Origin of the sequence: Aliisedimentitalea sp. MJ-SS2, from assembly GCF_032586155.1 — a bacterium.
GTDB lineage: Bacteria > Pseudomonadota > Alphaproteobacteria > Rhodobacterales > Rhodobacteraceae > JAWHTC01.
In genome coordinates this window covers 1,198,120-1,210,261 of the sequence record NZ_JAWHTC010000001.1, presented here as the reverse complement: position 1 = coordinate 1,210,261, position 12,142 = coordinate 1,198,120, and the positions used below count along the sequence as shown (strand labels likewise).

The window sequence follows — 12,142 nt, the reverse complement described above, 5'->3', positions numbered from 1 at the left end:
TTTTGATGTTTAGTTCAGTGGAACCATCGGCGCGCGATTGGCGACCGCGTCCTGGGTGGCTTCGAGCTCGGGGTCGGGCACAAGGCCGTATTCGGCCAGCGGGCCGTCTTCGCCTGCCATGTCGTCGGATACGAAGAACTCGATATATTCCTGAAGTCCCGGGATCACATCGAGATGCGCGTTCTTGACATAGAAGTAGAGCGGGCGCGACACCGGGTATTCGCCCGAGGCAATCGATTCAACCGACGGCACGACGCCGCCCATGGTGGCAACCCGCAGCTTGTCTGTGTTGTTCTGGTAGAATGACAGGCCAAAGACGCCGATGGCGGCCTTGTTGGCTTCGATCCGGGCCAGCGTTTCGGTATAATCGCCGTCGATGTCTACCGATGCACCGTCGGTGCGCAGCGCGTGGCAGGCTTTCTTGGCTGCTTTCTTGTCGCCACCATTGGCCTGTTTGAAGATATCCATGGCACCGGTGGCCTTGCAGCCCGCTTCCAGCACTTTCTTGTCAAAGACCTCGCGGGTGCCATGCTTGGTGCCCGGGATGAAGGCCAGGATCTCGTTCGCCGGGAAATCGGCGTTCACGTCGGCCCAGGTGGTGTTGGGGTTGTCGACCAGCTTGCCGTCAACCACAACCTGCTTGGCAAGCGCGTTGAACCAATCGGCAGGCTCATAGGCGTATTCCGGGCCGTTGATATCGGATGCGAAGACGATGCCGTCGTAGCCGATGCGCACTTCCTGAATGTCGGTGATGCCGTTGGAGGCACAGTTGTCGATATCGGATTGCTTGATGCGACTCGACGAGTTGGCAATGTCGATGGTGTTCTCGCCCACGCCTTCGCACATTTTCTTGCGGCCAGCGCCCGAGCCGCCACCTTCCACGACCGGTGTCGGGAAGTCGAAGTTTTCGCCAAAGGCTTCGGCCACGATCGCTGCGTAAGGCAGCACGGTCGACGAGCCAGCAATCTGGATCTGGTCACGGGCCGAGGCAGTGGTCGCGCCAAGCGCGGCGATGGCAGCAGCCGAAGTGGCGAGTTTGGTAAATTTCATGGATCGCTCCTGATCATAAGTCATGGCCGCGTATGTCACGGCCTTGGGGGCGGCTCTAAGCGTCGTCGATTATGGTTTTGTGACAGGTACGTAACAGTTTCATGACAGGCGGCGGGAAAAGCGAAAAAATCGCGATTCCAGGCGGGTTGGTTTGCTTGAGAATGGTGTTCGACAGCTTAGTAAAGACCGGGGATCAGGCGATAACGGACCCGCGCCGCGTAATCCGGGTATCCCGGCAATTCCTGCTGCAAGGTCTGGTCTTCCAAGGCCGTGCGGAGGACCGAAACTCCGGTCGCGAAGACCACCGGGATCAGCGCCCAGTTCGACCCAAGGGCCAGAACGATCCCGAACAGGGCCAGGATATTTCCAGCATAGCCGGGATGGCGCACCACCCTGTAGGGGCCGCTGTCACAGACAGTGTGGCCGCGATCGGTCTGAACCTGTACGACGCTGAAGAAAAACCGGTTCTCGGCAAAGGCCCAAGCTGCGAAGGCGTACCCAATCGCGATCAGGACAAAGCCAATCGCGATCACCCAGCAACCAAAGTCGGGCGACCAGTCAAACCGGTGATCCAGCCCAGCCACGATAACCACGGGGTATGCGATGCTTATCGCCATCAGAGGGGCCAGAATCTTGTCCCAGGCTTTTGCGTTCTGAAGGGTTTCAACATCTTGCCGCGCCGCGGTCAGGCCGGGATGGCGCAGTTCTGCCCAGATGCGCCCACCCAATCCGGCAGCAACGATCAAAGGCACATAAAGCCATGCCTGCCACCAGCCGAAATCTCCGCCACTGATCAACAGAACCAACGGGATCAACAGGTAGACCACCGCCAGCCTGATCCATTGTCCTGCAGACACCTTTTGATCCTCTGTTTGACCGTTTTTCGCGTCGGACATGGTGTTTCCCGGACAGTGATGGCAACAGCCTAGGCCTTGGCGCGGAGTTCCACAACCGCCGCAGGGTTGGTGATCAGGCCTGGTAGCCTATGCCGTCCGGCAAAGTGCCGTTTGCCAACCAATCCCAAAGTTCGGCCCAAAGCACCTCGCGCCCGGACCGGAAGGCGCTGTCATGGCCGATATGGGTCAGCCCATAGTCGGATGGTTTGCGTAGCACCAGATCGCGCGGCGCGTTCGGGTAATAGTCCAGCGTGTCCCCTGCCGCTTGGGGTGTGGCGATCCCGTCGTCACTGAACACCCAGGAGCGGATCGGTGCGGTGATGGCGTCGAAATGGTTGGGGGCATAGCGGGTTGCCAGCTCGGGACGGATATAGGACCGCCGCATGCTCCATCGGCGCCAGCTACGGAAAAGCTTCGGCGGCAGGCTGGCCCCGCGCCACAGCCGTCCAGACCGGATGTAACCGTGCCGCAACAGCATGTAAGACCCGAACCCCCACCAGAAAAACATCTCAAGCGGCCAGCGGTGTTTGAAATGCCCTCCGATAAAGCCGGTGCCGACGCTGACAAAGGCGTGACGGACGAAACGTTCGTGCCCCTCGGTGAAACCTAGAAACATGCCGCCTGCGGAATGACCCAGATGGGCGACCGGCAGGCCCGGCACCTGCGCCGCGATTGCATCAAGCGCGGCGGTCACACAAAAGCGCCCCCAGTCGGGGTAGTCGATGTTGCTGTCGGACAGATCACGGCCGCCACCCGAGTCGCCGATGCCGCGATAGTCATAGGTCAGCACCACCGCCCCCTGCCCGGCAAGATACCCCGCCACGTGGCGATAGAAATGGCGCGGATAGCCGGTTCCGGCGGAAATCACGATGGCGATGTGCGGGTTGGGGCCCACATAGAGATCGCCTGTCATCGGCCAGCCATCGCGGGCGGCAAAAGGCAGCCGTGTCGGAGTAATCTTCGAGGGATCAGCCATGCGCGCGCCGTTTCTTTTCGCCAAACAAGGTTGACCCTAACAGGCGAAAGCAACCTGCCAATCCCTGACCACGCGTCAGACCATCAGTCGAGCGGCAGCGCCACAGTAAACGTGCTGCCCTTGCCGGGCTTGGACTTGATCCGCATCCGTCCTCGGTGGCGGTTGATGATATGCTTGACGATGGCAAGGCCCAGCCCGGTACCGCCAACTTCGCGCGAACGGTGGGAATCGACGCGGTAAAACCGCTCGGTCAGCCGTGGAATGTGGAAGGTTTCGATCCCTGCGCCCCTGTCCACCACCCGCAGAACGGCCGCCGGTCCGCGCAAGCGTTTGTCGTGATCTTCTTTTGAGAGGTACAGCGTCACAACACCGCCACCGCTGCCATATTTGATTGCGTTCTCCACCACGTTGGTGACCACCTGGCGCAGTTGATCCTCGTCCCCCGATAGGCGCAGTTCATCCATCGGCGGGTTGAATTGAACGGTCACGCCGCTGGCACCTGCCACTTTTTCCAGCGTCGTCAGGACCGCGCTTATCAACCCAACCAGTTCGACCTGCCCTGTTGGGCGGACCCTTGCATCGCTTTCAACGCGAGAAAGCGACAGCAGGTCATGCACAAGCCGTTCCATCCGCCCGGCCTCGGATTCCATGATATCGAGGAACCGCTCTTGCGCGGCCGGATCATCCTTGGCAGCACCGCGCAGCGTTTCGATGAAACCCATGAGCGAGGTTAACGGTGTGCGCAATTCGTGGCTGACATTGGCAACAAAATCGCGCCGCATTTGCCCTGCTTGTTCTAATGGGCTGCGGTCTTCGAAACTAACGAGCACCCCCACAAGACCCGGAAGGTCAATCCGGCCGCAGGAAACCGCGTAGGTGACATCGCGGCCGCTGTCACGGCGCAGGACATAGCGCGCGGAGGTTTTAACCCGCTCGCTGGCGCAAAGTTCGATCGCTTCAAGCACGTCGGGCTGACGCAGCGCGGCAATGTAAAACTGACCCACCACACCGGCCCCAAACAGCGCCTCAGCACCGGTGTTAAGCGCTACAACCCTCTCATCCGGGCCGATCAGCACAGTGGCCTGTGGCATCGCATCAAGCAGGTTTTGTTCAGGTCGGTGCATGGGCGGGGCTCTTGATCTGGCTTAGGCGCGACACTTTCATGACCGGGCCAGAAATGTAAACCGCGCATCGTGGCCATGTACCGCCTCGCGTCTTTTGGGGAATTGCCACCAGGCTCTTGATAAGGGTTAATCAATTGTTAACCGGGAAAGGTTAATGCGGTAGATAGGGTTAAAGGAGACCACCTCCGGCCCGTAGGGAAAAGGCAAAATCGAGACATGGCCACAATCAAGCTGCCACTTGATCCGTTGGTTCTGAGTATTGGTGTAGGGCGGGAAAACGGACCCGACCCGAGAGTTGGGGAAACCGCGATATTTCTAGGCTACAACCTTGTTGACGCCGAACAAATCCGCAGAACGCAACCGGACAAGGTGCTAAGCTGGCTCTTTTGTTGCGCTTATGACGTCTACGACATCGCACAAATACTGATCGACGCGCAGTTCCGCGGCACCTATTGTGCCGTCGCAGCACATCTGCCGGATGCAGAGGCTGTCTCCCACGAGATCAGAGCCCAGTTTCCTGGGTTGGATTTCGTGCTGATCTGCCCATCTTCGGACCTGTCGGACCGCGCGACGCGCTATCAGCGCATGATCGACGAGGCTGCAAGCGTGCTCCAGTTGGCTGCGGTCTAGCGTCAGGCCGCTGGTTCAGCTGGCAACGCTCAACCCGTCGCGGAAACGGCGCATGTTATCGCTGTAATGCTGGGCGCTGGCCAGGAGCATCGCCTTGGCCGGGCCGTCCAGTTCGCGCATCACCTTGCCGGGGCTGCCCATCACAAGGCTGCCATCGGGGATTTCCTTGTTCTCGGTAATCAGGGCCCCTGCACCAATCAGGCAACCCTTGCCGATCTTGGCGCCGTTCAGGATTGTCGCTCCCATGCCGATCAGGCTGCCATCGCCGATGGTACAGCCATGCAGCATGACCTTGTGGCCGATGGTACAGTTTTCGCCAACGGTCAGCGGATAGCCCATATCGGTGTGAAAAACGCAGTTTTCCTGTACGTTCGAACCCGCACCGACGATGATCGGTTCGTTGTCGCCGCGCAGGGTTGCCCCGAACCAAACCGAGGCCCCGGCCCCCAGAACCACCTGCCCGATCAGGTTGGCATCGGGCGCGGCCCAGCTGTCCGGGTCACATTGCGGCGCGTGGCCGTCGAGCGCGTAAAGGGTCACAGGTTCAACTCCTTGTATTCGGCTTCAAGCTGGCGCACGTGGTCGGTCAGCATTGGCTGTTGGATACGGCGCATCCTTGTGGCGGCGACGATGGTCTTGAGGTCACGATCAGTCTGGTCCAGATCGTCATTGATCAACACGTGGTCATAGCTGTCCCAGCGGCTGATTTCGTCCCAGCTTTTCTTCATCCGTCCGGCGATGACCTCTTCGCTGTCCTGGCCACGGCTGACCAGGCGGCGGTGCAGTTCGGTGATCGACGGCGGTAGCAGGAAAACCGACAGCGTATATGGGGCAAGAACCGAATTGCGGATCTGCGCCGCGCCCTGCCAGTCGATATCGAACAGCACATCTTCACCGGCGTCGATGGCGGCCTCAACGGGCTTGCGTGGGCTGCCATAGAAATTGCCGAACACCTCGGCATGTTCGAGCATGTCTCCTTCGGCGACGTCGCGCTTGAAATCCTCGGCGCTCATAAAATGGTAATCCTTGCCGTCCTCTTCGCCGGGACGCGGTTTGCGCGTGGTTGCCGAAACGGAAAACCGGATCGACGGATCCCATTCACGCAAACGTTTGGTCAGGGTGGATTTACCCGCCCCCGACGGCGAGCTGAGAATGATCAATAGGCCACGGCGGTTTGTCATTTTATTTCAGCGCCTTATTCGATGTTCTGAATCTGCTCTCGCATCTGGTCGATCACCGCTTTCAACTCCAGGCCAACGGCGGTCAGCGGCTTAGATTGCGATTTCGAACAGAGCGTATTTGCCTCGCGGTTGAATTCCTGGGCCAGGAAGTCAAACTTGCGCCCCACGGCGCCGTTCGCATCTAACAGGTCGCGCGCCGCGTCGACATGGGCCCTTAACCGGTCAAGCTCTTCGGTGATGTCGGCCTTGACCGCGATTAGCGCCAGTTCCTGGGCGATGCGGTCCTCCTCAACCGAATTGGTATTGGCCATGACCCGCTCCAGCGCCGATTTCAACGCAACAGCCTGTGCCTCGCGCCGGTCATCCAGAACGCCTGCCGCCTGATCCGTCAGCGCGGCGATACTGTCGAGCTGAATCGCGATCACGTCACGCAGGGCGGCGCCCTCGGTCTGACGCATCGACAGGAAATCCGTCAGCAGCGGCTCGAAATCCTTCAGAAGCATGGATTTCAGGGCCTCCGTGTCTTCGTTTTCCGCACTGCTGTCCAGCACGCTGCGCTGCGAAATGATGTCGGCCGCGCGCGAAGGCGCCAGTGAAAGGCCCATGTCCAGCGCCCGCTGCTCAACCTTCAAAAGCGCATTCAGAACCGCCTCAAGCTGTCCTTCATTGACGGTCAGCGCGCCTGCACCGTCTTCCCGCGTCAGACGCAACGAAACCGTGACAGAGCCGCGCGTGACCGCCTTGCCTAGCCGCGCGCGCAACCCGGCCTCGAGCCCAGCAACCCAGTCCGGCACCCGCAAACGCAAGTCGAGCCCCTTGGAATTCACGCTGCGCAATTCCCATCCCCAGGAATAGCTGCCCCATTGCCCCTTGGTCGAGGCAAAACCCGTCATCGACACTGTCACCGGCGTCTCCTTTGTCAATGCCCTGTCCTAAGCCCTTTTCCCCCCTGCCCGCAAGCGTCCCGTCGCGGCAAATCCCGCAAGAGCGGTTAACCAAGTGCACGGGAATTGAAAGATTTTTTAAACGAAATGTGCCACTTTAAGACTTGGGTAACTTCTATTCACCTAAAGTTAACCGGTCAGTAACTTCAGCAACCGGTCCGACGCGGGTGAATGGGTAGAATCCTGGTGAACTGTTCCAGAGCGCATGGGGTTGGAAAGATGAACGGGAACGTGATTTCAATGTCTGGTTTTCAGGACGATACGGGATTTCGGGCACTCAGCGAGGTCGAGGCCTATTGGCATGGCCTACGCACGCTGCCTGACAACGGCGGCGGGGTTCCAAAACGATCCGACATTGACCCGCGCGGGATTGAAAACGCTCTGGAATTTGCCTTCATTCTTGAAAAGATCGCGCCGGGTCTGGCGCGGTTGAGAATTGCCGGCATGCATCTTTCGGATCTGATGGGGATGGAAGTGCGTGGCATGCCGATCAGCTCATTCCTGCCGTCGGCGGCGCGGTCCGGGTTTTCCGAGATGTTCGAGGACATGTTGACGCGCCCGGCGCTGGCCAAACTGAAACTTTCGGCGGAAACCGGCATCGGCAAACCACCGCTTGAAGGGCGCATGATCCTGTGCCCCTTGCGCAATGACTTCGGCGATATCAGCCGGGTGCTGGGCTGTTTCGAAACCCGAGGCCCAATCGGTCGCGCCCCACGCCGGTTCAACCTGCTGGAAACCACGTTGGTGCCGGTGGCTGACATGGTGAAGAACTCGCACCGTTTCGCACGTTCTGAAGAACAACCCAATCTCGATCCCGCTCTGCGCGATCCTGGCGCGCGATTCCGCCATAGAGGTGGAGATGATGAGAAAGCGCCGCAGCGGCCGAGCTATTTGCGGCTGGTAAAAAGCGACGAGTAAGATAGCGCAAGACGTCGGCTCTGTTCAGGGCTGAACATGAAAACGCCCGGTGCAGAATGTCCGGGCGTTTCCTTTTATTACAGTGGCTTACACGCCGATGCTCAACTTGCCTTTGCGGCCTGTTTTTCTTCGCGTGCCGCAGTCAGTTCCTCGGCAACGAGGAAGGCCAGTTCCAGCGATTGCGAGGCATTCAGACGCGGATCACATGCGGTGTGATAGCGGTCGCTCAGGTTTTCATCCGTCACGGCACGTACGCCACCGGTGCATTCAGTGACGTCCTGGCCGGTCATTTCGAAATGCACGCCGCCGGGCACGGTGCCCTCGGCCTTGTGCACGCCAAAGAACTCGCGCACCTCGCGCAGCACGCTTTCGAACGGCCGGGTCTTGTAGCCGCTGGCCGCCTTAATCGTATTGCCATGCATCGGATCGCAGACCCAAAGCACGTTGGCGCCCTCTTCCTCGACCGTTTTGATCAGGCGCGGTAGGTGCTCGCTCACATTGCCGGCGCCAAACCGCGCGATCAGAGTCAGTCGGCCCGCTTCGTTTTCGGGGTTCAGCTTGGCCAGAAGCCGCTTGAGATCGTCGGTTTCCATTGTCGGGCCGCATTTCAAACCGATCGGATTCAAAACGCCGGAGGCGAATTCCACATGCGCCCCGTCGGGTTGACGGGTCCGGTCACCGATCCAGATCATGTGCCCCGAGCCCGCCAGCCAATCGCCGGTGAGCGAGTCAACCCGGGTCAGCGCCTCTTCATACTCCAGCAGCAGAGATTCGTGGCTGGTGTAGAAGCTGACCTGGTGCAGCGCGGCAGAGCGTTCACTGCTGATACCCGCGGCCTTGAGGAAATCGAGCGTATCACTGATCCGATTGGCCATGTTGCGGTATTTCGCGGCATTGTCATCTTCGGTAAAGCCGAGCGTCCATTGATGCACCTTGTGTACATCGGCGTAACCGCCGGTGGAAAATGCGCGCAGCAGGTTCAGTGTCGCCGCCGCCTGGGTATAGGCCTGCAGCATCTTCTTCGGGTCCGGGATGCGCGCCTCGGCAGTGAAATCGAGCTCGTTGATGATGTCGCCGCGGTAGGACGGCAATTCCACCCCATCGACCGTCTCGGTCGGGGCCGAGCGTGGCTTGGCGAACTGGCCGGCCATGCGGCCCACCTTCACAACCGGCACCTTGGCGCCGTAAGTCAGGACCATCGCCATCTGCAGCATCACCTTGAAGGTGTCGCGGATCGCATCAGCGCTGAATTGCTCGAAACTTTCGGCGCAATCGCCCCCCTGCAACAAAAACGCCTCGCCGCGGGACGCGGCACCGAGTTGTTCCTTCAGGCGGCGCGCCTCGCCGGCAAAGACGAGCGGCGGATACTTGGCAAGCTGTGCCTCAACCGCATTCAGCGCGGCCTCATCCGTGTAATCCGGCATCTGGATACGCTCGCAGGCGCGCCAGCCGGATTTTTGCCAGTCAGTCATCGTCTTTCTCCGGGTTAAATGACATGAAGCTTTTCCTATACACAGCCCTGCGGCGCTGCGCCACAGGGAATCGCGCTCTTGACGGGGCGAAAAACCCGTGTCCATGTGGGCAGATAGCGACAATGGGTGTCGCGATGTATGCCCGGAGATTCGTGCTCATGTCAGAGCTGCGGCAAACCGTAGACATTATTGATGACGAGGCACGCACGCAGCGTTTCGTCTTTGTTTTGTTGAATGATTTCACGCTGTTGAGCTTTGCCTCGGCGTTGGAATGCCTGCGCTTGGCAAACCGGATGGCCGGACGCGAACTCTATAAATGGCTGCTTCTGGGCGAAGGCGGCGAAACGATCTCCTGTTCCGCCGGTACCGAGTTCAACCTCGATGATGATCTGATCGAGCTGCATCGTGATGATTGGGTGATGATTTGCGGTGGAATCGATATCCAGCAGAATTCGCCAAAAAAGGTCATCGGCTGGTTGCGACGTGAAGCCCGCAAAGGCATCAAGATCGCCGGGCTGTGCACCGCGGCCTACACCCTGGCCAAAGCAGGGTTGCTGGACGGCAAGGCAGCGACGATCCACTGGGAAAACCAGGACAGTTTCCAGGAAGAGTTTGACGAGGTCGAGCTGACCAAGTCGGTGTTCCGGATCGACGGCAATCGGATGACCACCGCCGGGGGCACCAGCTCGATTGACCTGATGCTGAAACTGATTGCCGAGGCCCATGGCGAGACGCTCGCCAATGCCGTCGCCGATCAGCAGATTTACAGCTCGATCCGCACCGACCAGGACACGCAGCGATTGTCGGTTCCAACCCGCATCGGCGTGCGTCACCCCAAGCTGAGCCAAGTGATCCAGATGATGGAGGCCAATATCGAGGAACCGATCAGCCCCTCGATCCTGGCCAAGGATGTGGGCATGTCCACGCGTCAACTCGAACGACTGTTCAGACGCTATCTCAACCGCTCGCCCAAACGCTATTACATGGAACTACGGCTGCAGAAAGCGCGCAATCTGCTGATGCAGACCGATATGAGCGTGATCAACGTCGCACTTGCCTGTGGTTTTGCCTCACCGTCGCATTTCTCGAAATGCTACCGGGCGCATTATGACACCACCCCCTATCGCGAGCGTGGGTCACAGGCGTCGCGATTGTCGATCTGATCCGGTCCAAGGTTTTTCGAAAAGGCTTGAAGAATCGGTTTCGGAACCCCTTGAAAACGCCGCTAAACCGGCGTTTCGCAAGGGTTTTCGAAAAACCTTGGCACTCTCCTGCGCACCGACGTCAGAACTTCTCCATGATCGCTTCGATCTTGGTATTCAGCGCGAAGTTCAGGACGACAAGATCATCGTTGCGCTGGTGCAAGATGGCATAGAAGAACAGGTAACGCCCACCGCCCCAGTAGGCGCGGGCTTCCTGGCTGACGCCGCCACCCAGGTCGGTCTGGCGAAACAAGGCAACCGACGTGAACCTGTTTGGATAAAGCCGGTTGAAATCGCTTTCGATCTTGGCCAGCTGTTCCGCGGTGTATTCATCCCGCCCACCCATGTGCTTGATGAACGGTACCCATTCACGCGTGGTCAGCATCCGGTCAACATAGGCGTTATACTTGGCATAGCTGTCGAACTTGCTGTCACCCGGCTGGTCCGCCTCCTGGGCATAGACCGGCAGCGACAGCGCAAGACCGGACAGAGCAAGCGCCAAAACGGCAAGAAGACGCGTCATCGGGGAAATCCTTTCGCATGATCAATTCTCGCACCAATGCTATCAGGCCGGTGTGATCCGATAAAGGGCGCCCTTGCCTTCGCTGAGAAACCAGATCGCCCCGTCGGGGCCTTCGCGGAAGTCGCGGACCCGCTGGGTTTCCGGGGTATCAATCTTGCCGATCTGGCGGCTGCCATCCCTGGACAGCACCGCGATATGGTCGAACTTGAGCGACCCAACCAGAAAGGCGCCTTGCCATTGTGGCCATAGCCGTCCGGAATATATCGCCAACCCCGACGGCGCGATGGACGGGTCCCAGTAGAAGGCGGGCTGCTCCATGCCCGGCTTGTGGGTGCCCTCGCCGATTTTTGCGCCCGAATAATGCCGACCATAGGCAATCACCGGCCAACCATAGTTGGCGCCACGTCTTATAGCGTTCAACTCATCGCCGCCCATAGCGCCATGTTCATGCGCCCAGAGCCGGCCCTTGGCATCCAAAGCCATGCCTTGCGGGTTGCGGTGGCCGTAGGACCAGATTTCCGGCCGGGCACCGGGGAGGGCCAGGAACGGATTGTCGGCGGGCACCGAACCGTCTCGGTTTATCCGAATGATACTGCCATTGTGACGTGACAAATCCTGGGCCGATGACCGGTCGCCGCGGTCTCCAATACTGAGAAACAATGTCCCGTCGCGCCCCTCGACGATCCGCCCGCCGAAATGACGGCCGCCACTGCTGCCCGGCGACATTGCGAAAACCTCGCGAAGTTCCTCAAGCCGATCCCCAGCCAGCCGCGCTATCGCCAGTGCGGTGCCCTGCCCGCCCCCCTGCGGTTTTGCGTAAGCCAGGAACACCGTTCCGGTGCGGGTGAAATCACGCGCCGGCACGATGTCATGCAGTCCCCCCTGCCCCTTGGCATCGATCCGCGGCAATCCGCGAATGCGGGTCTTGTGCCCCGAATCCACAGCTCGCCACAGTCGCCCGGCGCGCTCGCTTATCAGCATGTCGCCGTCAGGCAGCATCCCCAGCGACCAGGGCACACGGAACCCGTCGGCATGTTTGGAAATCTGCAACCGGGGTTGCATCGGGGTCTTTGCCCGCGCCGCGCCGCTAAGACCGAAGCCCAGCAATCCGAGTCCGAAATCCCGCCGTTTCATGGCAAAAACTCCCTATTCACCGGAAAAGTTCTCCCAACGTCATCCTAACAGGAAATGGCCATTAACACGCTTTTCTTTTCGGAAACTTGCGA

Annotated in this window: 13 protein-coding genes; 3 read left to right on the top strand and 10 right to left on the bottom strand. The window is 59.6% G+C overall.

Translation table 11 applies throughout. The features are described from left to right. Window positions 1-9: 9 nt before the first annotated feature. The 4 genes from RXV86_RS05995 to RXV86_RS05980 form a co-directional block, all read right to left on the bottom strand. On the bottom strand, window positions 10-1,050 hold the full coding sequence (locus tag RXV86_RS05995; RefSeq protein WP_316298261.1) for a substrate-binding domain-containing protein: 1,041 nt from the start codon (window positions 1,048-1,050) through the stop codon (window positions 10-12). 176 nt (window positions 1,051-1,226) lie between these two features. Then, window positions 1,227-1,946, bottom strand: coding sequence for an isoprenylcysteine carboxylmethyltransferase family protein (locus RXV86_RS05990; protein ID WP_316298260.1), 720 nt, complete (start codon window positions 1,944-1,946; stop codon window positions 1,227-1,229). A gap of 73 nt (window positions 1,947-2,019) precedes the next feature. After that, window positions 2,020-2,922, bottom strand: coding sequence for an alpha/beta hydrolase (locus tag RXV86_RS05985; protein ID WP_316298258.1), 903 nt, complete (start codon window positions 2,920-2,922; stop codon window positions 2,020-2,022). Window positions 2,923-3,005: 83 nt separating this feature from the next. Then, on the bottom strand, window positions 3,006-4,046 hold the full coding sequence (locus RXV86_RS05980) for an ATP-binding protein (RefSeq protein WP_316298257.1): 1,041 nt from the start codon (window positions 4,044-4,046) through the stop codon (window positions 3,006-3,008). Between the two features lie 216 nt (window positions 4,047-4,262). Here RXV86_RS05980 and RXV86_RS05975 point away from each other — a divergent pair, with 216 nt between their 5' ends. After that, a complete protein-coding gene (locus tag RXV86_RS05975) occupies window positions 4,263-4,676 on the top strand; it encodes a hypothetical protein (protein WP_316298256.1) in 414 nt (137 codons plus the stop codon). Window positions 4,677-4,691: 15 nt separating this feature from the next. On the opposite strand, the gene RXV86_RS05970 is transcribed toward RXV86_RS05975, so the two are convergent. The 3 genes from RXV86_RS05970 to RXV86_RS05960 are packed head-to-tail and all read right to left on the bottom strand — an operon-like array spanning window position 4,692 to window position 6,750. Then, window positions 4,692-5,216, bottom strand: coding sequence for a gamma carbonic anhydrase family protein (locus tag RXV86_RS05970; protein WP_316298254.1), 525 nt, complete (start codon window positions 5,214-5,216; stop codon window positions 4,692-4,694). Next, on the bottom strand, window positions 5,213-5,857 hold the full coding sequence (gene gmk / locus RXV86_RS05965; RefSeq protein ID WP_316298252.1) for a guanylate kinase: 645 nt from the start codon (window positions 5,855-5,857) through the stop codon (window positions 5,213-5,215). Before gmk ends, RXV86_RS05970 begins: the two co-directional genes overlap by 4 nt. A 14-nt stretch (window positions 5,858-5,871) precedes the next feature. Then, complete coding sequence (locus RXV86_RS05960; protein WP_316298466.1) at window positions 5,872-6,750, bottom strand: YicC/YloC family endoribonuclease; 879 nt, start codon at window positions 6,748-6,750, stop codon at window positions 5,872-5,874. Between the two features lie 291 nt (window positions 6,751-7,041). On the opposite strand from RXV86_RS05960, the gene RXV86_RS05955 reads away from it, so the two are divergent. After that, window positions 7,042-7,719 (top strand): PAS domain-containing protein, encoded by a 678-nt coding sequence (locus tag RXV86_RS05955; RefSeq protein ID WP_316298250.1) that lies wholly within the window; start codon window positions 7,042-7,044, stop codon window positions 7,717-7,719. A gap of 101 nt (window positions 7,720-7,820) precedes the next feature. Here RXV86_RS05955 and RXV86_RS05950 read toward each other — a convergent pair whose 3' ends face one another. Next, window positions 7,821-9,191 (bottom strand): class II 3-deoxy-7-phosphoheptulonate synthase, encoded by a 1,371-nt coding sequence (locus RXV86_RS05950; protein WP_316298248.1) that lies wholly within the window; start codon window positions 9,189-9,191, stop codon window positions 7,821-7,823. 158 nt (window positions 9,192-9,349) lie between these two features. Between RXV86_RS05950 and RXV86_RS05945 the strand changes: the two genes are divergently transcribed. Continuing rightward, a complete protein-coding gene (locus tag RXV86_RS05945) occupies window positions 9,350-10,354 on the top strand; it encodes a GlxA family transcriptional regulator (RefSeq protein ID WP_316298247.1) in 1,005 nt (334 codons plus the stop codon). Between the two features lie 121 nt (window positions 10,355-10,475). On the opposite strand, the gene RXV86_RS05940 is transcribed toward RXV86_RS05945, so the two are convergent. Both RXV86_RS05940 and RXV86_RS05935 read right to left on the bottom strand, forming a co-directional pair. Further along, window positions 10,476-10,916 (bottom strand): hypothetical protein, encoded by a 441-nt coding sequence (locus tag RXV86_RS05940; protein ID WP_316298246.1) that lies wholly within the window; start codon window positions 10,914-10,916, stop codon window positions 10,476-10,478. 42 nt (window positions 10,917-10,958) lie between these two features. Further along, window positions 10,959-11,978, bottom strand: a complete 1,020-nt coding sequence (locus tag RXV86_RS05935; RefSeq protein ID WP_316298463.1) for a PQQ-dependent sugar dehydrogenase — start codon at window positions 11,976-11,978, stop codon at window positions 10,959-10,961. Between the last annotated feature and the right edge of the window lie 164 nt (window positions 11,979-12,142).